Raw genomic sequence first — 24,739 nt, 5'->3', positions numbered from 1 at the left:
CACTGTCAGCTCAGAGTCTCTTCACCCCGTCGGCGACGGCGGTCAGCTTGTCCGGGTTCGCCACGTTGTGAACGGTCACGATGCGACCGTCGGCGTCCAACTCGACACTGATGGTGGCGATGACGCGTCCAGCTCCGCTCATGACAATGCCGGGACCGCCGTTGACGTCGACGAGTTCTGCCGTCATGTCGGCGATCTCGACCCCTTCATAGGGTCGCGCGATGTTGCCGGAGATCCAGCGGAACACGTTCTGCGCGCCGACGATCGGCCGCATCGCCTGACGCACCTTGCCGCCGCCGTCGGTCCACAACGTGACATCCGGCGCGAGCAGTTCCATCAACGCGTTGATGTCACCGCCCACGGTGGCGGCGAAGAACCGCTCGGTCGCTTCGCGTTTCGTTTCGCGGTCGGCCTGAAAGCGGGGCCGGCGGGCCTGCACGTGTTCGCGGGCCCGGTGCGCGGCCTGGCGTACGGACGACTCCGAACGCTCGACGAATCCGGCGATTTCGGCATGACTGAAACCGAACACGTCCTTCAACACGAAGACCGCACGCTCGAGCGGGCTGAGCGTCTCGAGCACGACGAGCATCGCCATCGACACGGATTCGCTGGTGGCGACGGTGTCGGCGGCGTCGACGTCGGTGAGGATCGGCTCGGGAAGCCACGGTCCCACATAGGTTTCGCGCTGTCGGCGGGTCGAGCGCAGTCGCTCCATCGACAGGTTGGTGACGATGCGGGCGAGATAGGCCTTGGGCTCGGCGACTCGAGACCGATCGTCGGCCGACCACTTGAACCAGGCGTCCTGGACGACGTCCTCGGCGTCGGCCGCCGAGCCGAGAAGGCGGTAGGCGATCGCGAACAACAGGGTCCGGTGGTCGGCGAACGTCTGCTGGTCGTCGGTCATCGCGTCAACCGGCCGCCGCGGCGCCACGTCGAGCCGCCCACTCCGGGAATGACCTTGAGGATGCGGAAGGTCGACCATGGGCTCGAGCTCACCGTCTCCTTGTACGCGACGGCCGTCCGCCCGGCCAAGTAGAGTCGGCCGGGAGTGTCGTCGGCGCGGGTGAATTGGATGACGGCGTCGTGCCGGCCCAGGCTCACCGGCTGGTGAACGTAGCCGAAGCGGAAGGGCCGTGGCTCTTTACCTTTCAACACTCGCGCGATGGAGGACGCCGCGTGCACAGCTGTGGGTATACCGCTCTGGCAGGTGCCGTGCATGACGCCGTAGCGCTGCCGGACGGCGGCCGCGTCGCCCACGGCGTACACGTTCGGGTGCGACACGGACCGCAGCGCATCGTCGGTGACGATCCTGCCCCGGTCGTCGACCTGCAGGCCCGCGGCCTCCGCGAGCGGGGACACCCGCACGCCCGTCGTCCAGAGCACGGCTTCGGCGCGGACGACCTCGCCGTCGTCGAGCGCGACGCCGTCGGCCATCACCTTGACGATGTCGACGCCGGACCGCACCCGCACGCCGAGCCGGTCCAGCCCCGCATGCAGCCGGGAACGAGCCTTCTCGCTCATCATCGATCCGGGTACCTGCCGGCTGAGCAGGACGACGTCGAGGGCCGGATGCTGCTCGGCGATCTCGGCGGCTGACTCGACGCCCGTAAGTCCACCTCCCGCCACGACAACGGTTCCTTCGGACAGCCGGGTCAACTGTTGTGCCAGCAGCCCGGCGTCCTGCGCGCTGTTCAGCGTGTAGGCGAATTCGTCGACGCCGGGCACCGCCGCGGTGTCGGCAACCGAGCCGAGCGCATAGATCATGGTGTCGTAGCCCAGCGTAAAGGCATCGTCGATCCGGACCGTCTGCGTGCCGGGATCGATGCCGGTCACCCAGCCTTGGACGAAGTCCACGGCGGTGCCGTCCAAGAAATCGGGTATCTGACGATCGGCCAGCGTCTCGCCCGACGCGGTCTGATGCAGACGCAGCCGCTCGACGAAGCGTGCCTGCGGGTTGACCAGCGTGAGGTGAACGTCGTCGCGGCCCTTCATGCGACCTGCCAGCGTCATGGCCGCAGCCATGCCGGTGTACCCGGCGCCCAGGATGAGGATGTCATTCATCGTGCTGCCTTCCGTTCGGTGTCGGCGGATATACACCAGACGCGAGCAGCAGCCCGAAATGTGACATCACCGCGGTGCGGGGCTCAGGTCCTGTCCCTCGCCCTGACCCACGCGACCGCGTCGCCGACGGTGGTGCACGTAATCACGCCAGCGGGCAGTGCGGGCCGGTCCACCATCACCACGGTGATGCCGAGCGCCGCGGCGGCGTCCAGCTTCGGCCGCGTCATGGAGCCGCCGCTGTTCTTGGTGACCAGCGCATCGATGCGGTGCTGCCGCAGGAGGGCCAGTTCGTCCTCGTAGCGGTACGGGCCGCGCGACAGGATCACCTGATGGCGCACCGGGAGGTCCTGCGCGTCGGGTGGCGTGACGGCACGAATCAGGAACCACGCGTCGGCACCGGCGAACGCCGCGGCGCCCGACCGGCCCGTCGTCAGGAATACCCGGGAGAACCCTTGTCCGGCAACCACGTCCGCTGCCTCGGTGTCGCTGCCGACGATCATCGCGTCGCCGGGCGGCCAGGCCGGCCGGACCAGCACCAGGTGCGGCAGGCCCACCTCGCCGCATGCGGTCGCCGCGTGCGCGGTCATCGTGGCGGCATAGGGATGGGTGGCGTCGACGACCGCGTCGACGCCGCTGTCGAGCAGCCAGTTCCGTAATCCCTCGACACCGCCGAAACCGCCGATGCGTACCTCGCCGACGGGCAGCGCGGGATCGGGTACCCGGCCCGCGAGCGAGCTGATCACCTCGACGTCCGGATGCAGCCGCGCCGCCAGCGCGCGGGCTTCCGACGTGCCGCCCAGCAGCAGGATCCGCATCAGTGTCGCCCTCGCCTGACCCTGCCCGACGAGTACAGGTAGCTGTCGGCGAAGCCTTCGGCGGCGAGGACGTCGCCGACGACGATCACCGCCGTGCGGGTGATGCCCGCCGCCTTCGTCTGGCCCGCCAGGTCGGCCAGCGTGCAGCGGACCACCTGCTGCTGTGGCCAGGTCGCGAAAGCCACCACGGCACAGGGTGTCTCGGGCCGGTAGCCGCCGGAGAGCAGCTGCGGCACGATCGACTCGATCTGTGCCGCCGCCAGGTGCAGCACCAGCGTGGCGCCGGGCTGCGACAGCCTCTGCAGGTCCTCACCGGGCGGCATCGCCGTCGACAGCGTGGCCACCCGCGACAGCGTGACCGTCTGCGCGACACCGGGAACGGTGAGCTCGCGGCCCAGCACGGCGGCGGCCGCGGCGAACGCCGGGACCCCCGGCACGATCTCGTAGCCGATGCCGAGGTCGTCGAGCCGGCGGCACTGTTCGGCCAGCGCGCTGTAGATCGAGGGGTCACCCGAATGCAGCCGCGCCACATCGAGATTCGCTGCGTCCGCCTCGGCGAGCTCGCCGATGATCTGGTCGAGCGTCAGCGGCCCGGTGTCGACGACGCGGGCGTCGGGCGGACACCACGCCAGCAGGTCCTCGGGCATGATGGAGCCCGCGTACAGGCAAACCGGGCAGCGGCTCAACAACCGCTGCCCCCGCACCGTGATCAGGTCGGCCGCGCCGGGCCCGGCGCCGATGAAGTAAACGGTCACGGCTTGGCCACCGACCACTGCGTCACCGGCATCGCGGGCCGCCACCCGGTGAACCCGCCGAGCGGCTCGCCGCGCTGGTAGGAGAAGCGGCGCAGTTCACCGCCGTGCGCCGAGAACATCCGCGCCAGCGCGGCTTCGGACTCCACCGTCACCGCGTTGGCCACCAGTCGGCCGCCGACGGTCAGCCGCTCGAAGCAGGCCTCGAGCAGTCCGGGCTGCGAAACTCCCCCGCCGACGAAGATCGCGTCGGGGGCGGGCCCGAACTCGAACGCCTCCGGCGCATCGAACTGGACCTCCACCTTGGCCCCGAACGCGTGCGCATTCGCGGTGATCCGGTTGCGCCGCTGCTCGTCGCGCTCGAACGCCACTGCGTGACAGCCTGTTCCACTTCGGCACCATTCGATCGCGACGCTGCCCGATCCCGCACCGACATCCCACAGCAGCTCACCCGGGCGCGGGCCCAGCGCGGCCAGGGTGACCGCGCGGATCGGCTGCTTGGTGATCTGCCCGTCGTTGGCGAACTCGGTGTCGGGCAGCACCGCGTAGCGCCGCACGTCGGGTAGATAGCGCACCGCCGTCACGTTGAGGTCGTCCACGTCGGCGGGCGGTCGCGCGGCCCACTCGCGTGCCGTGGCCGTCCGCCGCCGTTCGGCGGGGCCGCCGAGTTGTTCGAGCACGGTGAGCTCCGAGTCGCCGCGTCCGGTGTCGGTGAGCAGGCGGGCCAGGTCCGCAGGGGTCGCGCCGTCGCGCGACAACACGACGGCCTGCCCGCCCCGACGCACCGCGGTGTGTACGACACCGGACACCAGGCTGATGATCTCGGTGTCCTGCACGGCCCAGCCCACCCGCGAACACGCCAACGTCACCGACGACACATGCGGCAGCACCGCGACCCGCTCCGGCCCGTACAACCGGATCAGCGAGTTGCCGACGCCGTGCAGCAGCGGGTCCCCGCTGGCCACGACGTGCACGTCCGCGCCGGCTCCGTCGAGCAGCGTGCGCAACGCGGGCAGCATCGGCGACGGCCACTCGCGGCGCACCGCGGTTACCGTGTCGTCGAGCAGCGACAGCTGGCGGCGTGATCCGAAAACCACGGTCGCTCTTGTCAATTCGTCCCGCGACGCCGGTGACAAACCCGCCATCCCGTCGGCGCCGATGCCGACCACGACGATCATCGGTGTGCTCCGCTCTTCGCGCGAGCGCTCATCGCCGCAACCTTCGCCACACGAACCGGGGCGTGATGCGGAAGGCGAACGCCAACACCGCCAGCGGCGCAGGCACCCACACCGCGCGCCGCCCCCTGCGCAGCGCACGCACCGTGGCGTCGGCCACCTGCGCGGGGGTGCTCGACATCGGGGCGGGCGCCATGCCCTCGGTCATCCGGCCGACGACGAAGCCGGGGCGCACCAGCAGCACCCGAACCCCCGAACCGTGCACGGCGTCGGTCAGCCCGGCGACGAAGCCGTCGAGCCCGGCCTTGGCCGAGCCGTAGACGTAGTTGGCGCGCCGCACCCGGATACCCGCGATCGAGGAGAACGCGACGATGGCGCCGCGGCCCGCGGAACGCATGGCCGCGGCCAGCACGGTGAGCAGGCTCACCTGCGCGGTGAAGTCGGTGTGGACGATCGCGGCGGCATGCGCGGCGTCCTTCTCGGCGCGCGCCTGGTCGCCGAGGATGCCGAACGCGAGCACCGCGGTGCCGATCGGGCCGTGTTCGGCGACGATCGCGTCGACCAGCGGTTCGTGCGACGCGAGGTCGTCGGCGTCGAACTCCAGCACGTGCACGGCCGCCGCACCGGCCGCCCGCACCGCTTGCACCTGCTGGTCGAGGTCGTCCACGCGTCGCGCCGCCAGCACCACCGTCGCGCCTGCGGCCAGGCGGATGGCCACCTGCAGCCCGATTTCGCTACGACCACCGAAAATGACAACCGGCGCCGGATCCGTGTCACGCACGGGAGCGATTATCACCTGCGCTACCGTGGGCCCCGATGGCTACGTCTGGTCGCAGGGCAACCACCAAGCTCACCAACGACGCGCTGGCGTTCCTGTCCGAGCGCCATCTGGCCATGTTGACCACGCTGCGGTCGGACAACTCGCCGCACGTCGTGGCCGTCGGCTTCACGTTCGACCCGAAGACCCACATCGCCCGCGTGATCACCAGCGGCGGGTCGCAGAAGGCCGTCAACGCCGAGCGCCGGGGCGTCGCGGTGCTCAGCCAGGTCGACGGCGCGCGGTGGCTGTCGCTGGAGGGCAAAGCCAAGGTCAACACCGACGCCGACGCGGTGCGCGACGCCGAACTGCGGTACGCCCAGCGGTACCGGACGCCGCGGGTGAACCCGAAGCGGGTCGTGATCGAGGTCCGCGTCGAGCGCGTGCTCGGCTCGTCGGACCTGCTGGACCGCGCCGAAGACTAGCCCGTCGCGTCGGGGCCTGCGGGCACCACGACCAGCTCGTGCGGCCGCTTGTTCACCGGCATCGCCCCGTCGGCGGTGACGATGACGATGTCCTCGATCCGCGCGCCCCACTCGCCGGGAAAGTAGATGCCCGGCTCGATGGAGAACGCCATACCCTCCTCCAGCGGCAGCGCGTTGCCCGCCACGATGTAGGGCTCCTCGTGCACCGAGAGCCCGATGCCGTGACCGGTGCGGTGCACGAAGGCATCGGCCAACCCCTCGGCCGCCAGGGCGTCGCGCGCGACGGCGTCCACCTGCTCCGCGGTGACGCCGGGCCGGACCGCGTCGACGGCCGCTCGCTGGGCGTGTTGCAGGATCGCGTACCGCCGCGCCACCTCGGCGTCGGGCTCGCCGATGCTGTACGTGCGGGTGGAGTCGGAGTGGTAGCCGGGCTCGTAGGACCCGCCGATGTCGACGACGACGATGTCACCGGCACGCAGTTCGCGGTCCGAGCACTCGTGGTGCGGGTCGGCGCCGTGCGGGCCGGAGCCGACGATGATGAACGCCACCTCCGAATGTCCCTCGGCGACAATGGCTTCGGCGATGTCGCCGGCGACGTCGGCCTCGGTCCGGCCGGGCACCAGGAACTCCGGCACCCGTGCGTGCACGCGGTCGATGGCCGCGCCGGCCTTGCGCAGCGCGTCGATCTCGGCGGCGTCCTTGATCATCCGCAGCCTGCGCAGCACGTCGGTCGCCAGCACGGGCACCGCGCCGAGCGCGTCGGCCAGCGGCAGCAGGTGCAGCGCGGGCATCGAGTCGGTCACCGCGACGGCGAGCCGTCCAGACGTCCCGGTCCTCAGCTGCCCGCCGCCCAGCGCTTGCGCCACAAGCGCACACGGGTCGTCGCCGTCGACCCAGTCCCGCACCGTCAGGCCGAGTTCGGGCACGGCGGACTCCTTGAGCGCGGCCAGTTCGAGTCGGGGCACGACGACCGTGGCCGCACCGGTGGCAGGCAGCACCAGCGCGGTCAGCCGCTCGAAGGTCTGCGCCCGCGACCCGATCAGGTAGCGCAGGTCGTAGCCGGGCGTGATGACCAGGCCCGCGAGCCCGGCGTCGGCCGCGGCCGAGGCCGCCGCATCCAGGCGCTGCGCGTACACATCGGTGCTGAATCGACTGCCGCTCATGCCACGAGGCTAATCGGCGCACCGAGCCCTGGCAGGATGGCTCCCGTGTCCTCCTCCCTAGTGCTGCTCGACGGCGCCAGCATGTGGTTCCGCTCGTATTTCGGGGTGCCGAACTCGATCAAGGCGCCCGACGGGAGGCCGGTCAACGCGCTGCGCGGGTTTCTGGACGCCGTTGCGACGGTGATCACCCGCGAGCGTCCGACCCGCTTGGTGGTGTGCCGCGACGACGACTGGCGCCCCCAGTGGCGCGTCGACCTCGTGCCGTCCTACAAGGCGCACCGGGTGCTCGAGGAGAACCCCGCGGGCGAGCCGGACGTCGAGGAGGTGCCCGACGAGCTCACTCCCCAGGTCGACATGATCTTCGAGCTTCTCGACGCATTCGGGATTCCCACGGCGGGGGCTCGCGACCACGAGGCCGACGACGTACTCGGCACGCTGGCCGCCGGCGAGCAGCGCGATCCGGTCGTGGTGGTCAGCGGCGACCGCGACCTGCTGCAAGTGGTGCGCGACGAGCCGGTGCCCGTTCGAGTGCTCTACCTCGGCAGCGGGCTGGCCAAGGCCGTCAAGTGGGGCCCGAAGGAGGTCGCCGAGAAGTACGGCGTGCCGATCGACCGTGCGGGTCCCGCGTACGCCGAACTGGCGCTGCTGCGTGGCGATCCGAGCGACGGGCTGCCCGGTGTGCCGGGCGTCGGCGAGAAGACCGCGGCGACGCTACTCGCGCAGCACGGCTCGCTGGAGAACATCCTGGCCGCCGCCGACGACCCGAAGTCGAAGATGTCCAAGGCGTACCGGACGAAGCTGCTCAAGGCCGCCTCCTACATCGAGGCGGCGGGCCCGGTGGTGCGGGTGGCGACCGACGCCGACCTCGACTGGTCGACGAAGTCGGACGCGCTGCCGCTGGCCGCGGAACACCCGCGCAAGGTCGCGAAACTGGCCGAGACCTACGGCGTCACGTCCTCGATCGGCCGGCTTCAGAAGGCCCTCGACGGGCTGCCCGGCAGCTGAGCGGCTACTTCGGCCGGCCGACCTCGTAGGTGCCGTTGTCGTCCTGGAACGTCACGGTCACCTGGCGCTTGGTGCCGTCGATGCTGACCTCGCAGTCGAACGTCGCGCCCTTCTCGACGGTCGGGTTCTGGCCGTCATTGCACTTGACGTCCTTGACGTTCTTGGCCCCGTAGCCGTTGGCCTCGTCGGTCAGGATCTGCTGCACGCCGGTCTGCGCCGCGTCGACGTCGAGCTTGGTGGTGACGAAGAAGCCCGGCTTCCAGAAGCCCATCACCAGCACGACCGCGACGATGATCGCGGCCAGCAGGCCGATGACGCCGCCGATCACCGCCAGCGAGCGCTTCGAGCCCTCCTCGGCGCCGGGCTGCTGGTACTGCGGGTACTGGCCGAACTGGCCCGGTTGCTGTCCGTACTGCGCGGTCGGCGGCTGGCCGTACTGCGGTTGGCCGGGCTGCTGCCCGTACTGCTGGCCATATTGCGGCTGACCGTACTGTCCCGGCTGCTGGTATCCCTGCGGGTTGTACTCGCCGGGCTGCTGGCCGTACTGCTGCTCGGGACCCGGGTACTGCTGCGGCGGCTGGTAGGTCGGCTGCTGGTAACCCGGATACTGCTGGGGCGCCTGCTGCTGTTGCGGATCGTAGGCGGGCGGCTGCCACTGCGGTGCCGCCTGCGTGGCATCGCCGCCCGACGTCTGCGGCTGCCAGGGCTGGTTGGCCGAGGGGTCGCTGGACGGCTGGCCCGTCGACGGGTCCGGCTGCTGGCCGGGCCACGACTGCGTCGGATCAGATCCCTGCGGTCCGCTCATCTCACTCCTTGCTCGCCCGCGGCGGTGCCGCGGCTTGATTCCGCCGTGCTGGCCACACCTTACCCCGCATCAACAGCGACGACGCCTCGTCGAACGTCGTTTATCGCGCGTTTCGCGGTGGCCCGCAGCGATGGACTGGGCGCGGCGTTGCGGACCTGGTCGAGCAGGTCGAGCACCTGGCGGCACCAGCGCACGAAATCGCCTGCCGACAGCGGGCTCCCGCCGCCGGTCGCGTCCGAGGCGGCCAGCGCACTGGTCAAATCGCCGGTGGTGGCCCACCGGAAGATCGCGGCGACGAAGCCGTCGTCGGGCTCGCGGCTGCCGGTGATGCGGTGGCGCTGCTCGTCGGCGCGCAGTTCGGACCACAGCCTGCGCGTCTGGTTCAGCGCGCGGCGCAGCTTGCCCGTCGGGATGTCGAAGCCCTCACGCCCGCCCGGCGTGTCGCCGCGCGACTCGTAGAGCACCGCCGAGAGCACACCGGCCAGCTCGGCGGCGTCGAGGCCCTCCCAGATGCCGGCGCGCAGCGCCTCGGCCACCAGCAGGTCGCTCTCGCTGTAGATCCGGGCCAGCAGCCGGCCGTCGGCGGTGACCTTCGGGTCCTCGGCCGGCCCGGTGTGCATCCCCCCAGTCGCTTCGCTCCTACCCCCTGGGACGATGAAACCGCGCTCGGTGAGCAGCACCACGATCCGGTCGAAAGTGCGGGCCAGCGAGTTGGTGGCGGCGGCGACCTTCTGGCGGATCTGCTCGTTGTCGCCTTCGATGCGCAGATACCGCTCGGCGAGGCGCACCTTCTCCTCGCGGTCGGCCAGGTGGTGGGCGGGATGGTCGCGCAATCGCTCACGCAGCCTTGCCAACTCGGGATCGATGTCGCGTTCTTTCGGCGGACCGCTGCGTTTGCCCCTTGCGGACGGGACGTTCAGGCCCTCGGCCGCGGAGTTCAGCGCCGACGCGAGGTCGCGGCGGGTGCGCGGGTTGCGGTGCTCCACCCGCTTGGGCAGCGTCATCTTGCCCAGCGGCTCGGATGTCCCGGAGTAGTCGGCCGACGAGATCCGCCCTGCCCAACGGTGTTCGGTCAGCACCAGCGGGCGGGGGTCCTCGTCGTCGCGACTGGGCTCCAGCACCACCGCGAGACCGCCCCGACGCCCGTGGGTGATCGTGATGATGTCGCCGCGGCGCAGCGATGCCAGGGCGTCGTTGGCGGCCCTGCGCCGCTGCAGCCGCGACGCGCGAGACTGCGCGCGTTCGCGTTCCGAGATCTGCATCCGCAGCCGCACGTACTCGAGGATCGGCGGTTCGGGTGTCGGCTCTTCGCGCGAGCGCTCATCGCGCCGGCCGCCGAACTCGTCGGCGATCTCCTCCAGCATCCTCTCGCCGCGCTCGATGCCCCGCCGCAAGCCCACCACCGAGCGGTCCGCCTGGTACTGGGCGAACGAACTCTCCAGCAGTTTGTGCGCCTGTGCCGGTCCCATCTGGTGCACCAGGTTGATGGTCATGTTGTACGACGGCGCAAAGGAACTGCGCAGCGGGAAGGTTCGGGTCGACGCCAGGCCGGCCACCTCGGCGGGTTCGACGTCCGGGGTCCACAGCACCACTGCGTGGCCCTCCACGTCGATACCGCGGCGGCCCGCACGCCCGGTCAACTGGGTGTACTCGCCGGGTGTCAACGGCACATGCTGCTCGCCGTTGAACTTCACCAGGCGCTCCAGCACCACCGTGCGGGCGGGCATGTTGATTCCGAGAGCCAGTGTCTCCGTGGCGAATACGGCCTTGACCAGGCCGGCCGAGAACAGTTCTTCGACGGTGTGGCGGAACACCGGCAGCATGCCTGCGTGGTGAGCCGCCAAACCGCGCAGCAGACCTTCGCGCCATTCGTGGTAGTCCAGCACGATCAGGTCGGACTCGGGCAGATCGCCGCACCGCCGGTCGACCACCTCGGCGATCCGCTTGCGCTCCTCGTCGGTGGTGAGCCGCAGCGACGAACGTAGGCACTGCCTGACCGCGGCGTCGCAGCCCGCCCGCGAGAAGATGAACGTGATCGCAGGCAACAGGCCCTCGCGCTCCAACGCACCGATGACGTCGGGCCGTGACGGCGGCCGGTACATCGCCGGTCGTCCGCGGTGATTGCCCGCCCGGCCTCGGCCGCGCGGCTGCCAGTCGGCCAGCCGATCGGCCTCGCGTCGATGGGCGATGTGGCGCAACAACTCCGGATCGACGATCAACTCGCGGCCCAGCGCCGCTCGGCCGGCCCGGTAGTCGAACAGGTCGAACAGCCGCCTGCCGACCAGCACGTGCTGCCACAGCGGTACCGGCCGGTGCTCATCGACCACCACCGTGGTGTCGCCGCGCACGGTCTGGATCCAGCCGCCGAACTCCTCGGCGTTGCTCACGGTCGCCGACAGGCTCACCAACCGCACCTCGTCGGGCAGGTGCAGGATGACCTCTTCCCACACCGCACCGCGCATACGGTCGGCCAGGAAGTGCACCTCGTCCATGACCACATACGAAAGTCCGTGCAGAGACGACGAATTGGCGTAGAGCATGTTGCGCAGCACCTCGGTGGTCATCACCACCACGTCGGCGTCGCCGTTGATCGACTGGTCGCCGGTGAGCAGGCCGATCTTCTCCGGACCGTACCGCTGCACCAGGTCGTTGTGCTTCTGGTTGCTCAGCGCCTTGATCGGCGTGGTGTAGAAGCACTTGCCACCGGCGGCCAGCGCCAGGTGTACCGCGAACTCCCCGACCACGGTCTTGCCCGCACCGGTCGGCGCGCACACCAGCACGCCGTGGCCGTTCTCCAGGGCCTTGCAGGCGCGGCGCTGGAAATCGTCGAGCTTGAACGACAGCTGCTCGGCGAACCCGGTCAGCTGATCAGGTGGCATCGTCGTCGACCACGACCCGAGCGGGCGTCGGCACGGCGCTCGGCGCATCGACGGGTTCGGCTATCGGTTCAGGGCTGCCGATGGGCGCCGCCTGTTCGTCGGGGACCTCCTCGAGCGCGGCGCGGCGGGTGCGCCGGTCGTGCAGGCGCGCGATCTGAATCGCGACCTCCAGCAGCACCGTCAACGCCAGCGCCAGCGCCAGCATCGAGAACGGATCCGAACCGGGCGTGAAGAAGGCGGCGAACACGAACAGGGCGAAGATCAGGCCCCGCCGCCACGCCTTGAGCCGCTCGTAGGTCAGCACGCCGACCAGGTTGAGCATCACGATCAGCAGCGGGAACTCGAAGCTGAAGCCGAACACCAGGAGAAGGTTGATCAGGAACCCGAAGTACTGGTCGCCCGAGAGCGCTGTCACCTGCACGTCGCTGCCCACGGTCAGCAGGAAGCCCAACGCCTTCGACAGCACCACGTAGGCCAGCACCGCGCCCGCGAGGAACAGCACCGCGCCCACGGCGACGAATGCGACCGCGAACCGGCGTTCCTTGCGGTAAAGGCCGGGCGTGATGAACGCCCACAGCTGGTAGAGCCAGATTGGGCACGCCATCACGATGCCCGCGGTCAGAGCGACCTTCAACCGCAGCATGAACTGGTCGAACGGCGACGTCGCCAGCAGCCGGCAGGCGCCGTCGGCGGTGATATCGGCGCGCGACGACGCGGGCAGCTCGCAGTACGGGCCGCGCAGCCAATCGCCGAGGCTGGGCAGCCCGAACACCCCGTGCGTGTACCAGAGGAAACCGACGATCGTGGTGAGCACGATCGCGGCGACCGCGATCAGCAGCCGGTTGCGCAGCTCGTGCAGGTGCTCGACCAGCGACATGGTGCCGTCGGGGTTGACCTGCGAGCGGCGCCGGCGTGGATCGAGTTTTCTGAGGATTCCAGGGGTCTGCACGGCATGCCTACTGACGCGGCATCAGGCCGCGGTCGATCGGTCGATGACGATCAGGCCGGACGTTTGTCCGACGGATGGTCCGTCTCGGGCGCCGTGTGCGTGGGGGTGTCGGCGCGCTCCGAGGCGATGGGGGTCGCCGACGGCGGCGTGTCCGCCTTCGAATCGGCCTGCATTTCCTTGATCTCCGACTTGAAGATCCGCATCGACTTGCCGAGTGAGCGTGCCGCGTCGGGCAGCTTCTTGGCGCCGAAGAGCAGCACGAAGACGGCAATGACTATGACCCAGTGCCAGGGTTGTAGACCGCCCAATTTGATTACCTCCAGACGTCGCGGCCAGTCTACTCGTTGACCCCGTATGCGCTCAGCGCCGCGGTGGCCGAGTCTCGCACCCTGGTGGCGAGCTCGGCCGGCTCGAGCACCCGCACCGCCGATCCGAAGCCGAGCACGAACCGGGTCATCCAGTCGTCCGAGGCGTAGGTCATCGAGGCCTCGCACGCGCCGTCGGGGAGCTCGCGGATCACCCGCAGCGGGTAGTAGTCGAACATCCAGGACGCCGACCGATCGATCAGCAGCGTCGCCGACGGCAGCGACGGGTCCGCGTCGAAAAGCGAGGTGTCGGGTTCGGCCTGCACCGCGGGGGGCGGCGGCGCCGACGGCTCGTCGAGGACGTGCGCGTCGACGATGCGGTCGAACCGGAACAGCCGCACCCCCTCGGCCGTGCGGCACCACGCCTCCAGGTAGCTGTGGTCGCCGACCAGCACGACGCGGATGGGGTCCACCACGCGACTGGTCAGCATGTCGTGTGACGCCGAGTAGTACTCGATGGTCAGCGCGCGGTCGTCGCGGACCGCCTCGCGGACGGCGGCAGCAGCGTCGCTCTCGACGGGCGCCGGCTCGTCGACGGCCGCCGCGGGCGCCGCGTCGCCCACAGTGCCCGCCGCCGTCTCGATCTTCGCGATCGCACTGCGCGCGGCCTCCGGGTCGACCATTCCAGGCACGTCGGCCAGCGCGCGCAGCGCGACCAGCACGCCCGTCGCCTCCGGCGACGTGAGCCGCAGCGGGTGGTCGATTCCCGCGGTGAAGGTGACTTCGATTGTGTCCCCGGAGAATTCGAAGTCGATGAGATCGCCGGGACCGTAACCGGGCAGTCCGCACATCCACAGCTGGTTGAGATCGTCGCGCAGCTGCTTGACGCTGACACCGAGGTCCGACGCCGCCTCGGCGTAGGTGATCCGCGGGTTGGCCTGGAAGTACGGCACCATGTTGAGCAGCCGCACCAGCCGGGTCGACACGGTACTCATGCCTCGACGCCCGCTCGCTGGACCGTCATGCCCGGACCTCGTCCGTCGCGCCCGCCTGCGCCCGCAGCCGGGCTACCACGTCGTCGCGCAGCGACTCCGGCTCCAGCACCACCGCGTCGGGGCCGTAGCTGGCGACCTCGCGTGCCAGCCGGTCGAACATGCCGATGTCCAAGGTGATGTCCTCACCGGCGCGCCCGCCCAGCGTGCGAGGACCGACGACCGTCGCGCGCCGCCGCAGCGCGGTGCCGCGCCCCTCGGCCAGCCACACCCGCGCCTGCCCGCCCGACGGCCAGTCCCCGACCGCACGGTCGACGATCTCGCGAAGGCTCACACCGTCCGGTCGACGAACGGCGCCTGGCGGCCCGATCACCGTCACCTCGGCACCGATGCGGGACAGCCGGAACGTGCGCATCGCGTCGCGGTCCCTGTCATGGCCCACCAGATACCACCGGCCCTTGTCGGTCACCACACCCCACGGCTCCACGGTGCGCGTCGTGTACGGCTCGCTGCGCGACGACCGGTGCAGGAATCGCACGGCCTGCCCGGAGTTGATGGCCGCCAGCAGGATTCCCAGCACCTCCTCCGAACCACGCAGCCCGGGCAGCGCCGCCGTCGAGGTGATCGCGATATCGGCGTGCGGAGCATCGACATCGACACCGGCGGCGCGCAGCTTCAGCAACGCGCCCTGCGTGGCGGTGATCAGCTCCGGCGACTCCCACAGCTTCGTCGCCACCGCGACGGCGGCTGCCTCGTCGGGGGTCAGCTCGACGGCGGGTAACGCGTACGCCTCGCGGTTGATGCGGTAGCCCTCGGTCGGGTCGAACTGCGACACGCGACCGGTCTCCAGCGGGATGCCCAGATCGCGCAGCTCGTTCTTGTCGCGCTCGAACATGCGCGAGAACGCCTCGTCGCTGGGGCTGTCGGAGTAGCCGGAGACCGTTTCCCGGATCCGCTCGGCGGTGATGAAGTTGCGTGTGGACAGCAGCGCGATGACGAGGTTCATCAGCCGCTCGACTTTGGAGATCGCCACTCGGAACAGCTTAGGGTGTGCCGCCCACTGGCCGAGCGCTCACTGGTGTACGAGTTTTTGCCTCGAAACCGTACGAGGGTGAGCGCTCATGCGGCAGCTGTCCGCACGAGATGGGTGTCGATGCGGCGCACCATACCGTCGCCGCGCCGTCGCACATCGTCACTGACGATGGATATGATCCGCCAGCCGATCTCCTCAAGTGCGGCTCTCTTCTGGCGGTCCCGCCGCAGCGACTCCGGCGAACTGTGCCAATCGAAGCCGTCGTATTCGACGGCCACATGGTGATCCGGCCACGCGAAGTCGACCCGCCACAGTCGCCCGTCCCGGTCGATGATCTCGTACTGCAGACAAGGTTCTGGTAACCCTCCATCGAGCATGACGAGCCGGGCCTCGCTCTCCATCGGGGACTCCGCCCCCGGCCGGGCCATCGGGATGAGTGCTCGCACCGTCACAATCCCGCGCCGGCCGGCCTGCATCTCAGCTGCTCCCGCCAGTTCGCGGCGGTCACAGGTCTCACTGCGCAGGGCAGCGTCGAGGGTCGCCAGCGCTCGAGGTCGACGAAGGCCCCGTGCAACCTCGACCGCAGTCCACGCAGGGGCCGTGAGCAGGCGGTCACGGTGGCTGGTCAGTGGTGCGCCTTCCCGCCGATGCACCCTCAGGCCGAGCTGGTCGCGCAGAAGATGGCCCTCCGGGTTGAGAACGTGCAACTCGGTGACACCCTCGGTGTCGAAGCCGAACATGGCGGCGGCCGTGCCCAAGCAGACGGCCACGTCTTCACCGCAGCGAAGGTCGAGACCGCGCAGACGCGTAGGCCCGTCGGGCACGCCGAGGCTGTAGATCCCCGGCAGGATCTTCACGAGCTCGGCGCAGCGCAGCCGAGCTTGCATCCCTCGGCGGCTCAGCTGAAGCAGGATCTGCGCCGAGGTGGCGACCCCTCCTTGGGCTTCGAAGACGGCGATGAGGTCGGGCGGCATCCCGAAATCTTGGCCGCGCGTGCCGACAGCCGCCAGTAGGCCCTGTGGATAACCCACGAGCGCTCATCGTTGTACGGATTTCAGCTCCGAAACCGTACAAGGGTGAGCGCTCGCGGAACTTACATCGAGGCGATGAGCCGCTTGACCCGTTCGTCGACCGAGCGGAAGGGGTCCTTGCACAGCACGGTGCGCTGCGCCTGGTCGTTGAGCTTGAGGTGCACCCAGTCGACGGTGAAGTCGCGGCCGGCCTCCTGGGCCGCGCTGATGAACTCGCCGCGCAGCTTGGCCCTGGTGGTCTGCGGCGGCGTGTTGACCGCCGCCTCGATGTCCTCGTCGGTGGTGATCCGGGTGGCCAGCCCCTTGCGCTGCAGCAGGTCGAACACACCGCGGCCGCGCTTGATGTCGTGGTAGGCCAGATCGAGCTGGCTGATCTTGGGGTCGGACAGCTCCATGCTGTAGCGGTCCTGGTAGCGCTGGAACAGCTTGCGCTTGATCACCCAGTCGATCTCGGTGTCGACCTTGGCGAAGTCCTGACTCTCGACCGCGTCGAGCTGACGGCCCCACAGGTCGACGACCTGCTGGATCTGGGTGTTCGGGTCCCGTGACTGCAGGTACTCGACGGCGCGGGCGTAGTACTCGCGCTGGATGTCCAGCGCGCTGGCCTGCCGGCCGCCCGCGAGCCGCACGGGCCTGCGGCCGGTCAGATCATGGCTGACCTCACGGATCGCCCGGATCGGGTTGTCCAGGGAGAAGTCGCGGAACGCCACGCCCGCCTCGATCATCTCCAGCACCAGCGAGGCCGTGCCGACCTTGAGCATGGTGGTGGCTTCGCACATGTTGGAGTCGCCGACGATGACGTGCAGCCTGCGGTACTTCTCGGCGTCGGCGTGCGGTTCGTCGCGGGTGTTGATGATCGGCCTGCTGCGGGTGGTCGCGCTCGACACGCCCTCCCAGATGTGCTCGGCGCGCTGGGACAGGCAGAACGTCGCCGCCTTGGGCGTCTGCAGCACCTTGCCCGCGCCGCAGATCAACTGGCGGGTGACCAGGAACGGCAACAGCACATCGGAGATCCGGGAGAACTCGCCTGCGCGCACGATCAGGTAATTCTCGTGGCAGCCGTAGGAGTTGCCCGCCGAGTCGGTGTTGTTCTTGAACAGGTAGATGTCGCCGCCGATGCCCTCGTCGGCCAGCCGCTGCTCGGCGTCGATGAGCAGGTCCTCGAGGACCCGCTCGCCCGCGCGGTCATGGGTGACCAACTGGGTCAGGCTGTCGCACTCCGCGGTGGCGTATTCGGGGTGACTGCCCACGTCGAGGTACAACCGGGCACCGTTTCGGAGGAACACGTTCGAACTGCGGCCCCACGACACCACTCGCCGGAACAGGTAGCGCGCCACCTCATCGGGACTCAGCCGGCGATGGCCATGGAACGTGCAGGTGACACCGAATTCGGTTTCGATGCCCATGATTCGTCGCTGCACCTCATCGAGACTACTTGTTGCTGCCCGGAGACGGTGGGCAAGCCGCGCCGAAGGGCGCAGTGGAGATGCGGTTGACACGGCTTTCGCCGTCGGCAATGCGGCGCCCTGTGGATAACGCCGGCGGGCGCGGCCGCAGATCTGCCAGCATGCTGGCATGGGGGAAATCGTCGAGGTCGATCCGGCCCGCCTGCGGGCAGTGGCCAACCGGGTGATGGCCGCGGCCGAACAGATCGCGCAAATGCGATGGCCGACACTGGATCCCGACGATCTGCCGGGTGCAGCCGTCGGCCACGTCGCGGCGCCCGCTCTCGTCGCGGCGCGGGTCACCGAGGTGGTGGCCGCCATGCGCGGCTGGGCCGTCGCCGCACACATGTCGATCGACGCTTTCGAGCGCGCCGAACGCGGCAACGCCGAGCGCTTCGATCGCCGGTGACCCGGCCGACGGTCTCGGGCGCCGAGGCGTGGCGACCGGGCTCGCTGCGGCGCCTCGCCGATGAGTGGGATGAGGCGGCCCGCGGGATGTCGGTGCGAACCGATTCCGCCGCAGCAGCGATCGCCGGGGCCTCCTGGACCGGCGCCACGGCCGACGCCGCGGCCGAGCAGGGCCAGCGGATGTCGGCCGCCGCCGACGCCGCCGCGCGCACGCTGGTGCTCGCGGGGGTCGCGGCCCGCGACGGGGCGGACCAGATCGCGGCGGCCCGCGCCGGGGTGCTGACGCTGGTGACCGAGGCCCGTGACGGCGGGTTCGACGTCACCGACGACGGGGCCGTGACGGCCACGGCCCAGGCCGCCCCGCTGCTCGTCGCGCTGTCCGGCGGCGACGCCGCCGTGGCGCGCGAGATGCTGACCGCGCGGGCTACTCGCCTGAGCGCGCAGATCGTCGACGCGCTGGAGCGGCTCGGCGCGGCCGACGCGGACGCGGCCGCCGATATCGACGAGGCGTTCGCGTCCAACCCACCGTCCGCGGCCGCCGCGACGGTTCCCACCGCCGCCGTCCCCGAAGGCGTCACCGTCGCGGACTGGCCGGCCATGCGCCCCGACCAGATCGGCGCCCGGATCGACGCCATGACCCCGGCGCAGCGACAGCGGTTGGTCGACGAGTTCCCGCACGCCGTCGGCAACACCGACGGCGTGCCATGGGACATGCGGGCGGCGGCGAACCGCGTCAACATCGCGCAGGCGATCGTCGACGGCCTCGACGACCCGGCGGCCCGGCAGCGCGCCGCCTTCTACCGCGCCCTGCTCGGTGAGATCGACGACCCCGCCGGTGGTGGGCAACGCATCGACCGGCAGATCCTCGCCTTCGACCCCACGCGGTCCGCCCTGGTCGAGCTCAACGGCAACCTCTCCACGGCCACCAGCGTGGCGGTGCTGGTCCCCGGCCTGAACACGACGATCGAGGGTTCGGCGGCCAACACCGCGACCGCCCGCCGGTTCGTCGCCGCCACCCGAGGCGAGGTCGCGGCGATCACCTACCTGGGCGGTCCGTTCCCCCGCGGCGAGCTGATCGGCGGGGTCCTCGACGCCGCCGACCCCCGGTACGCGCTCGACATGGCGCCGCGGCTCGTCGCGTTCGGCGCGGACGTCGACCGCACCGTCGACGCAACCGGACGGCGCGTTCCCGTCACCGTCATCGGACACTCCTACGGCGGGTCCATCGTCGGCACCGCCGAGGCGCTGGGTTTGACGGCCGACCGCATGCTGTACGTCGCCGCGGCGGGCGCGGGGGTGGGCGTCGACGATCCCGGCGACTGGCACAACCGCAACCCCGACGTGCTGCGGTTCTCGATGACCGCGCCCGGTGACTTCATCGAGGCCGTCCAAGGCGTCCCCGGCGGGCCGCACGGTGCTGACCCCGACGAGATGCCGGGCGTGATCCGCTTGCTCACAGGGCATTACGACGACGGCGGACTGGTGGCCGGGCCACGCGCACATAGCGACGTGCTGAACAGGCCGTCGGACGCGTGGCGCAACGTACTCGCGGTAATCACCGGCGATTCGGAAACTCTGCACCGAGCCGGCTGAGATGCGGCCAGAATGAGCCGATGTGGTCGCGCAGCTCGCCAGTCGACGGGTTCCGGCTGGCCTACGACCGCTTCGGAACCCAGGGCGCGCCCGCCGTCGTGCTGTTGCACGGATGGCCCGGCAACCGGCACGACTACCGCCTCGTCGTCCCGATGCTCGGCGACGTCGCCGACGTGATCGTCCCGGACCTGCGCGGGTTCGGCGGCTCGGACAAGCACGCGGTGGCGGTGCAGCACTTCTACAGTGCCACCGCGCAGGCTGCCAGCATCGTCGGGCTGATCCGGGAACTCGGGCTGTCCGACGTGGTGCTCGCAGGCTACGACGTCGGCAGCCGTGTCGCGCAGAGCGTCGCGCGAATGCATCCGGACCTGGTGCAGGCTCTGGTGCTGTCTCCCCCGCTGCCGGGCGCGGGTGACCGGGTGCTGACCGCGCAGGCTCAGGGCGAGTTCTGGTACCAGGCTTTCCACCAGCTGCCGCTGGCCGCCCAGCTGATCGACGGCAACCCCGACGCCGTCCGGGAGTATCTGCGGCACTTCTGGACTCATTGGTCGGGACCGGACTTCGTTGTCTCCGAGGATGATCTGGACCGCCTGGTGGCCGACTACGCACTGCCGGGCGCGTTCACCGCATCGATCGCGTGGTACCGGGCGGGCGCGGGCACCGTCGCCCAATCGCTCACCGAACTGCCGCCGGAGCGTGCGATCAAGATCCGCACTCCCACCGCCGTACTGTGGCCGCCGCACGACCCGCTGTTCCCCACCACCTGGGCGGACCGGCTGGACCACTACTTCACCGACGTCGTACTGCAATTCGCCGATGGCGCAGGGCATTTCACGCCGCTGGAATGCCCCGATCAGTTTGCGGAGCTCGTCTTGATCCGCGCTGCTCCCGCTCAGGACGCCCGCTGAGCCCGCGGCGTCGTCGCCGGCACCGGGCGCCCGAACCGCGCCGTCACGCCGCTGCTGAACGCCACATGGTCCGGCGGTCGCGCGCCCAGATCGCCGAGCCCGACCGAGGCGAACAGACCACTCTCCACGAGTGAGACCAGTTCGGCCCGGCGCAGCACGCACGCGGGATGCTCGTTGGGCATGTACCACGTCCGGCCACCACGTACGACGTGCGCCCCCCAGCGCGCGGTCATGTAGTGCTCGAGCGGTCCGCATGCCAACGGGCCGCCCACCTCGACCTCGACGGCGATCGACGCCGCCACCTTCGGCCGGCGCAGCACCGAGGCGTAGCGGTGACGGTCGCCGTCCTGTCGATACGTCATCGCCGCCCACCGGTACGGCACGCCGACCAGCCACCGGCCGGCGGCCACCATGGCAGGCCGGTCGGTGTCGAGGCTGAGGAAGACAACGCCGCGGCGGCCCGTCGCGTCCACCGAATACAGCCGCACGTTCGTCTCCAGGAACCTGCCGTACAACGACATCTGGAAGGGCACCAGCCCCACGTAGCTGCGCCCGTCGAACACATCGGGCTCGGTACCCGGCGGGTACAGGTGCGCGATGCTCGCCGGCTCCACCGCCCAGTGCAGGAAGGTCAGGTTCAGCCAGCTCTGCCGCAGTATCCGCGGCCAGGGCAGAGTCGGCGCTTCGGGCGTCACCAACTCCGCCATCGCGCGGGCCTATTCGCCGTCCGGTTTGTCCGCCGAGACTGAATCGTCAACCGGCAGAACGGCTTCCAAAGCCAAGCCGGTGATCCGCCGGAACGCCCGGCGCGGGCGATTCACGTCGAGAATGGCGACCTCCAGCGTCGCGGGACCCAGTGTGCGCGGCTCGGAGCCACCGTTGGCGCCGGCTCTGAGCGCGTTCACGGCGACCTTGACGGCGTCGGACAGGCCCAGATTCTCCGAATAGGACTCCTTGAGCGCTGTCAGGATCGGGTCCGTCGTACCGCCCATCACCACGAAGTGCGGCTCGTCGGCGATCGACCCGTCGTAGGTGATGCGATACAGCTCAGGCGGTTTGGACTCCCCGTGGTGCGCCACCTCGGCCACGCACAGTTCGACCTCGTAGGGCTTGGCCTGCTCGGTGAAGATGGTGCCGAGCGTCTGGGCGTAAACGTTGGCCAGCTGACGTCCGGTGACGTCGCGGCGGGCGTAGGCGTAGCCCCTGGTGTCGGCGTACTGGATGCCGCCGCGGCGCAGGTTGTCGAACTCGTTGAACCGGCCGACGGCGGCGAAGCCAACCCGGTCGTAGAGCTCGCTGACCTTCTGCAGCGACCGCGACGGGTTCTCCGCAACGAACAGCACGCCGTCGGCGTACGCGAGCGCCACGACGCTACGCCCCCGGGCGATGCCTTTGCGCGCGAGCTCGGAACGCTCGCGCATCGCCTGCTCTGGCGAGATGAAGTACGGAAAGCTCACGAGTCTCCCCGCGCGTCGGTCGGACGGTGGATGGCATCTGGGCCGAAGGTGTCTGCCCGGGAACGGTTTTCGATGACCTGCCGCGCGAGCTCGGCGATGCGGGCCTCGGTGACCTCCTCAGCGCCGTCGGCGCCGATGGTCACCGCGGTCGGATAGATGCCGCGCACCAGATCGGGCCCACCGGTGGCCGAATCGTCGTCGGCGGCGTCGTAGAGCGCCTCGACGGCCACCCGCAATGCCGAATCCGCATCCGACACCTGCGAATACAGCTTCTTCATCGAGGATTTGGCGAAGATCGATCCCGATCCCACCGACTGGTAGCCCTCCTCCTCGAAGTTCCAGCCGCCCGCGGCGTCGAACGACACGATGCGCCCGGCGGCTTGCGGGTCGGGGTCGTCGAGGTCATACCCCGCGAGCAACGGCAGGGCGACGAAGCCCTGCAAGGCGGCACCAAGGTTGCCCCGCACCATCGTCGCGAGGCGGTTCACCTTACCCGCGAAGGTCAGTGCGACGCCCTCGAGCTTCTCGTAGTGCTCGAGTTCGACGGCGTAGAGGCGGGCGAACTCCACCGCGATCGCCGCGGTGCCCGCGATGCCGGTCGCCGTGTAGTCGTCGGTGATGTACACCTTCTGCACATCGCGGCCGGCGATCATGTTGCCCTGGGTGGACCGCCGGTCACCGGCCATCACGACGCCGCCGGGGAACTTCAGCGCAACGATCGTGGTGCCGTGCGGCACCGCATCGCCGGGCCCGACGGCCTGCTTGTTCACGGGTAACAGTTCGGGCGCCTGCCGGCGCAGCAGTTCAGAGAAGGACGAGATGTCCACGGGTACGGACGGTGCTCCAGGTAGCGGTGAGGGAAAGGCCAGCGATTCGTGGTGCGGCCAGGTCACTGGCCACCCTTCTGGACGTACGCGCGCACGAAGTCCTCGGCGTTCTCCTCGAGCACGTCGTCGATCTCGTCCAGGAGGTCGTCGGTCTCTTCGGCCAGCTTCTCGCGACGCTCCTGCCCGGCGGCCGTGCTGCCGGTGAGGTCGTCGTCCTCGCCGCCACCACCGCCACGCTTGGTCTGCTCCTGAGCCATCGCTGCCTCCTGCGTATGTCTTGAGCCTGCTAGGCGGGCTGCTTACAGCCCGCCGTCACTCCACACTACCGTTCGACGCGCTGATTGCCCGGGATAGCGCGCCATCGAGACGTGGGCGGGAACAATCACGTGGTGAGCTGTTCCACCAGTTCGACGGCGCTGTCCACCGAGTCGAGCAGCGCTCCGACGTGTGCTTTGCTGCCACGCAGCGGCTCGAGGGTCGGAATCCTCACGAGCGAATCGCCGCCGAGATCGAAGATCACCGAGTCCCAGCTCGCGGCCGCTATGTCGGCGCCGAACCGCCGCAGGCACTCGCCGCGGAAGTAGGCCCGGGTGTCGGTCGGCGGGTTGTCGACGGCGTCGATCACCTGCTGCTCGGTCACCAGTCGCTTCATCGAGCCGCGCGCCACCAGACGGTTGTAGAGGCCCTTGTCCAGCCGCACGTCGGAGTACTGCAGGTCCACCAGGTGCAGCCGCGGCGCCGACCAGCCCAGGTTCTCCCGGTTGCGGAAACCCTCCAGCAGCCGCAGCTTGGCGGGCCAGTCGAGGATCTCGGCGCACTCCATCGGGTCGCGCTCCAGCAGGTCGAGCACATGAGCCCATGTCTCGACGATGTCGTTCGCCCGCGGATCGCGGTCGCGGCTGTCCACCAGCTTGGCCACCCGGTCGAGGTAAATCCGTTGCAGCGCTAGGGCGGTGAGCTCGCGGCCGTCGGCCAGCGCGACCGTGGCGCGCAACGACGGGTCACGGCTGACCACGTGCACGGCGTGCACCGGCCGGGCCAGCGCCAGATCGGTCAGGTCGACCCCGGACTGCGGGCCCTCTTCGATCAGGTCCAGCACCAGCGAGGTGGTGCCCAGCTTCAGATAGGTCGAGGTTTCCGAGAGGTTCGCGTCGCCGATGATGACGTGCAGCCGGCGGTATTTGTCGGCGTCGGCGTGCGGCTCGTCGCGGGTGTTGATGATGCCGCGCTTGAGCGTCGTCTCCAGGCCGACCTCGACCTCGATGTAGTCCGAGCGCTGCGAGAGCTGGAAACCCGGCTCGTCACCCGACGGGCCGATGCCGACGCGCCCGGAGCCCGTCACCACCTGCCGCGACACCAGGAACGGCGTCAGGCCGGCGATGACGGCGGAGAACGGCGTCTGGCGGCTCATCAGGTAGTTCTCGTGCGAACCGTAGGAGGCGCCCTTGCCGTCCACATTGTTCTTGTAGAGCTGCAGCTTGGCCGCGCCCGGGACGCTCGCGACATGCCGGGCCGCGGCCTCCATCACCCGCTCGCCGGCCTTGTCCCAGATGACCGCGTCCAGCGGGTCGGTGCACTCGGGCGCCGAGTACTCCGGGTGGGCGTGGTCGACGTAGAGCCGGGCGCCGTTGGTCAGGATCATGTTGGCCGCGCCGACCTCGTCGGCGTCCACCACCGGCGGCGGGCCCGCCGAGCGGCTCAGGTCGAACCCGCGGGCATCGCGCAGCGGCGATTCCACCTCGTAATCCCACCGGGTGCGCTTGGCACGCTGGATCCCTGCCGCCGCCGCGTACGCCAGCACCGCCTGGGTGGACGTCAGGATCGGATTGGCGGTCGGATCGGACGGCGACGAGATGCCGTACTCGACCTCGGTTCCGATAATCCGTTGCATGTC

General features: G+C 70.0%; 25 protein-coding genes. 5 read left to right on the top strand and 20 right to left on the bottom strand.

Going from position 1 to position 24,739, the window contains the following annotated elements; all coding sequences use genetic code 11:
- Window positions 1-10: 10 nt before the first annotated feature.
- The 6 genes from ABGB19_RS13075 to ABGB19_RS13050 all read right to left on the bottom strand — a co-directional run bounded on the left by ABGB19_RS13075 (window position 11) and on the right by ABGB19_RS13050 (window position 5,584).
- Entirely contained in the window at window positions 11-904 is an 894-nt protein-coding gene (locus ABGB19_RS13075; protein WP_347686389.1) for an RNA polymerase sigma-70 factor, read from the bottom strand.
- Entirely contained in the window at window positions 901-2,061 is a 1,161-nt protein-coding gene (locus ABGB19_RS13070; protein ID WP_347686388.1) for an FAD-dependent oxidoreductase, read from the bottom strand. The genes ABGB19_RS13075 and ABGB19_RS13070 overlap by 4 nt, the downstream gene beginning before the upstream one ends.
- An 83-nt stretch (window positions 2,062-2,144) precedes the next feature.
- Window positions 2,145-2,876, bottom strand: a complete 732-nt coding sequence (locus ABGB19_RS13065) for a cobalt-precorrin-6A reductase (RefSeq protein ID WP_347686387.1) — start codon at window positions 2,874-2,876, stop codon at window positions 2,145-2,147.
- Window positions 2,876-3,631: a precorrin-4 C(11)-methyltransferase gene (gene cobM / locus ABGB19_RS13060; RefSeq protein WP_347686386.1), complete on the bottom strand. Its 756-nt coding sequence runs from the start codon at window positions 3,629-3,631 to the stop codon at window positions 2,876-2,878. The genes ABGB19_RS13065 and cobM overlap by 1 nt, the downstream gene beginning before the upstream one ends.
- Window positions 3,628-4,806, bottom strand: coding sequence for a precorrin-6y C5,15-methyltransferase (decarboxylating) subunit CbiE (gene cbiE / locus ABGB19_RS13055; RefSeq protein ID WP_347686385.1), 1,179 nt, complete (start codon window positions 4,804-4,806; stop codon window positions 3,628-3,630). The genes cobM and cbiE overlap by 4 nt, the downstream gene beginning before the upstream one ends.
- Before the next feature lie 28 nt (window positions 4,807-4,834).
- Window positions 4,835-5,584 (bottom strand): SDR family NAD(P)-dependent oxidoreductase, encoded by a 750-nt coding sequence (locus ABGB19_RS13050; protein WP_347686384.1) that lies wholly within the window; start codon window positions 5,582-5,584, stop codon window positions 4,835-4,837.
- Between the two features lie 35 nt (window positions 5,585-5,619).
- On the opposite strand from ABGB19_RS13050, the gene ABGB19_RS13045 reads away from it, so the two are divergent.
- Window positions 5,620-6,045, top strand: a complete 426-nt coding sequence (locus ABGB19_RS13045; protein ID WP_347686383.1) for a F420-dependent biliverdin reductase — start codon at window positions 5,620-5,622, stop codon at window positions 6,043-6,045.
- Here the strand turns inward: ABGB19_RS13045 and ABGB19_RS13040 are convergent.
- A complete protein-coding gene (locus ABGB19_RS13040) occupies window positions 6,042-7,208 on the bottom strand; it encodes a Xaa-Pro peptidase family protein (protein ID WP_347686382.1) in 1,167 nt (388 codons plus the stop codon). The genes ABGB19_RS13045 and ABGB19_RS13040 overlap by 4 nt on opposite strands.
- Window positions 7,209-7,253: 45 nt before the next feature.
- Between ABGB19_RS13040 and ABGB19_RS13035 the strand changes: the two genes are divergently transcribed.
- Window positions 7,254-8,213: a 5'-3' exonuclease gene (locus ABGB19_RS13035; RefSeq protein WP_347686381.1), complete on the top strand. Its 960-nt coding sequence runs from the start codon at window positions 7,254-7,256 to the stop codon at window positions 8,211-8,213.
- A 4-nt stretch (window positions 8,214-8,217) separates the two neighbouring features.
- Here the strand turns inward: ABGB19_RS13035 and ABGB19_RS13030 are convergent, their stop codons facing one another.
- From ABGB19_RS13030 to pafA, 8 genes are all read right to left on the bottom strand, one after another.
- A complete protein-coding gene (locus ABGB19_RS13030) occupies window positions 8,218-9,018 on the bottom strand; it encodes a DUF4333 domain-containing protein (protein ID WP_347686380.1) in 801 nt (266 codons plus the stop codon).
- 59 nt (window positions 9,019-9,077) lie between these two features.
- The gene (locus tag ABGB19_RS13025; protein ID WP_347686379.1) at window positions 9,078-11,897 is read right to left on the bottom strand and encodes an RNA helicase; all 2,820 of its coding nucleotides are present in this window, start codon (window positions 11,895-11,897) and stop codon (window positions 9,078-9,080) included.
- On the bottom strand, window positions 11,887-12,846 hold the full coding sequence (tatC, locus tag ABGB19_RS13020; protein WP_347686378.1) for a twin-arginine translocase subunit TatC: 960 nt from the start codon (window positions 12,844-12,846) through the stop codon (window positions 11,887-11,889). The genes ABGB19_RS13025 and tatC overlap by 11 nt, the downstream gene beginning before the upstream one ends.
- Window positions 12,847-12,896: 50 nt before the next feature.
- Window positions 12,897-13,154 (bottom strand): Sec-independent protein translocase subunit TatA, encoded by a 258-nt coding sequence (gene tatA, locus ABGB19_RS13015; RefSeq protein WP_347686377.1) that lies wholly within the window; start codon window positions 13,152-13,154, stop codon window positions 12,897-12,899.
- A gap of 29 nt (window positions 13,155-13,183) precedes the next feature.
- Window positions 13,184-14,146 (bottom strand): YafY family protein, encoded by a 963-nt coding sequence (locus ABGB19_RS13010; RefSeq protein WP_347686376.1) that lies wholly within the window; start codon window positions 14,144-14,146, stop codon window positions 13,184-13,186.
- A 25-nt stretch (window positions 14,147-14,171) separates the two neighbouring features.
- Window positions 14,172-15,176, bottom strand: coding sequence for a YafY family protein (locus tag ABGB19_RS13005; protein WP_347686375.1), 1,005 nt, complete (start codon window positions 15,174-15,176; stop codon window positions 14,172-14,174).
- Between the two features lie 86 nt (window positions 15,177-15,262).
- Window positions 15,263-16,150: a DUF559 domain-containing protein gene (locus tag ABGB19_RS13000; protein WP_347686723.1), complete on the bottom strand. Its 888-nt coding sequence runs from the start codon at window positions 16,148-16,150 to the stop codon at window positions 15,263-15,265.
- Between the two features lie 119 nt (window positions 16,151-16,269).
- Window positions 16,270-17,628 (bottom strand): Pup--protein ligase, encoded by a 1,359-nt coding sequence (gene pafA, locus ABGB19_RS12995; protein ID WP_347686374.1) that lies wholly within the window; start codon window positions 17,626-17,628, stop codon window positions 16,270-16,272.
- Between the two features lie 154 nt (window positions 17,629-17,782).
- Here pafA and ABGB19_RS12990 point away from each other — a divergent pair, with 154 nt between their 5' ends.
- The 3 genes from ABGB19_RS12990 to ABGB19_RS12980 are packed head-to-tail and all read left to right on the top strand — an operon-like array spanning window position 17,783 to window position 20,561.
- Window positions 17,783-18,061 (top strand): hypothetical protein, encoded by a 279-nt coding sequence (locus tag ABGB19_RS12990; RefSeq protein ID WP_347686373.1) that lies wholly within the window; start codon window positions 17,783-17,785, stop codon window positions 18,059-18,061.
- Window positions 18,058-19,653 (top strand): alpha/beta hydrolase, encoded by a 1,596-nt coding sequence (locus tag ABGB19_RS12985; RefSeq protein WP_347686372.1) that lies wholly within the window; start codon window positions 18,058-18,060, stop codon window positions 19,651-19,653. Before ABGB19_RS12990 ends, ABGB19_RS12985 begins: the two co-directional genes overlap by 4 nt.
- A 20-nt stretch (window positions 19,654-19,673) precedes the next feature.
- Window positions 19,674-20,561 carry an alpha/beta hydrolase gene (locus tag ABGB19_RS12980; RefSeq protein ID WP_347686371.1) on the top strand — a complete coding sequence of 296 codons (888 nt, stop codon included), beginning with the start codon at window positions 19,674-19,676 and terminating at the stop codon, window positions 20,559-20,561.
- Here ABGB19_RS12980 and ABGB19_RS12975 read toward each other — a convergent pair.
- The 5 genes from ABGB19_RS12975 to dop form a co-directional block, all read right to left on the bottom strand.
- Window positions 20,546-21,268, bottom strand: coding sequence for a DUF2071 domain-containing protein (locus ABGB19_RS12975; RefSeq protein WP_347686370.1), 723 nt, complete (start codon window positions 21,266-21,268; stop codon window positions 20,546-20,548). The two genes, ABGB19_RS12980 and ABGB19_RS12975, sit on opposite strands and share 16 nt — an antisense overlap.
- A 9-nt stretch (window positions 21,269-21,277) precedes the next feature.
- Window positions 21,278-22,018, bottom strand: coding sequence for a proteasome subunit alpha (gene prcA, locus ABGB19_RS12970; protein WP_347686369.1), 741 nt, complete (start codon window positions 22,016-22,018; stop codon window positions 21,278-21,280).
- Entirely contained in the window at window positions 22,015-22,911 is an 897-nt protein-coding gene (gene prcB, locus ABGB19_RS12965) for a proteasome subunit beta (protein ID WP_347686368.1), read from the bottom strand. Before prcB ends, prcA begins: the two co-directional genes overlap by 4 nt.
- Entirely contained in the window at window positions 22,908-23,102 is a 195-nt protein-coding gene (locus ABGB19_RS12960) for a ubiquitin-like protein Pup (RefSeq protein ID WP_003887572.1), read from the bottom strand. The genes prcB and ABGB19_RS12960 overlap by 4 nt, the downstream gene beginning before the upstream one ends.
- A gap of 125 nt (window positions 23,103-23,227) precedes the next feature.
- Window positions 23,228-24,736 (bottom strand): pup deamidase/depupylase, encoded by a 1,509-nt coding sequence (dop, locus tag ABGB19_RS12955; protein ID WP_347686367.1) that lies wholly within the window; start codon window positions 24,734-24,736, stop codon window positions 23,228-23,230.
- Between the last annotated feature and the right edge of the window lie 3 nt (window positions 24,737-24,739).

Origin of the sequence: Mycobacterium sp. B14F4 (assembly GCF_039871645.1) — a bacterium.
In the GTDB taxonomy this organism is placed as follows: domain Bacteria; phylum Actinomycetota; class Actinomycetes; order Mycobacteriales; family Mycobacteriaceae; genus Mycobacterium.
This window is presented reverse-complemented; position numbering and strand designations above follow the sequence as displayed.

Bases quoted from the DNA above. Each gene is read 5' to 3' on its own strand.
- ABGB19_RS13010 (WP_347686376.1), bottom strand. From the start codon at position 14,146: ATGAGTACCGTGTCGACCCGGCTGGTGCGGCTGCTCAACATGGTGCCG.
- ABGB19_RS12990 (WP_347686373.1), top strand. From the start codon at position 17,783: ATGGGGGAAATCGTCGAGGTCGATCCGGCCCGCCTGCGGGCAGTGGCC.
- ABGB19_RS13000 (WP_347686723.1), bottom strand. From the start codon at position 16,150: ATGCCGCCCGACCTCATCGCCGTCTTCGAAGCCCAAGGAGGGGTCGCC.
- ABGB19_RS12960 (WP_003887572.1), bottom strand. From the start codon at position 23,102: ATGGCTCAGGAGCAGACCAAGCGTGGCGGTGGTGGCGGCGAGGACGAC.
- ABGB19_RS12980 (WP_347686371.1), top strand. From the start codon at position 19,674: ATGTGGTCGCGCAGCTCGCCAGTCGACGGGTTCCGGCTGGCCTACGAC.
- ABGB19_RS13045 (WP_347686383.1), top strand. From the start codon at position 5,620: ATGGCTACGTCTGGTCGCAGGGCAACCACCAAGCTCACCAACGACGCG.
- dop (WP_347686367.1), bottom strand. From the start codon at position 24,736: ATGCAACGGATTATCGGAACCGAGGTCGAGTACGGCATCTCGTCGCCG.
- ABGB19_RS13040 (WP_347686382.1), bottom strand. From the start codon at position 7,208: ATGAGCGGCAGTCGATTCAGCACCGATGTGTACGCGCAGCGCCTGGAT.
- ABGB19_RS13070 (WP_347686388.1), bottom strand. From the start codon at position 2,061: ATGAATGACATCCTCATCCTGGGCGCCGGGTACACCGGCATGGCTGCG.
- ABGB19_RS13025 (WP_347686379.1), bottom strand. From the start codon at position 11,897: ATGCCACCTGATCAGCTGACCGGGTTCGCCGAGCAGCTGTCGTTCAAG.
- ABGB19_RS12975 (WP_347686370.1), bottom strand. From the start codon at position 21,268: ATGGCGGAGTTGGTGACGCCCGAAGCGCCGACTCTGCCCTGGCCGCGG.
- cbiE (WP_347686385.1), bottom strand. From the start codon at position 4,806: ATGATCGTCGTGGTCGGCATCGGCGCCGACGGGATGGCGGGTTTGTCA.
- ABGB19_RS13030 (WP_347686380.1), bottom strand. From the start codon at position 9,018: ATGAGCGGACCGCAGGGATCTGATCCGACGCAGTCGTGGCCCGGCCAG.
- ABGB19_RS13075 (WP_347686389.1), bottom strand. From the start codon at position 904: ATGACCGACGACCAGCAGACGTTCGCCGACCACCGGACCCTGTTGTTC.
- ABGB19_RS13065 (WP_347686387.1), bottom strand. From the start codon at position 2,876: ATGCGGATCCTGCTGCTGGGCGGCACGTCGGAAGCCCGCGCGCTGGCG.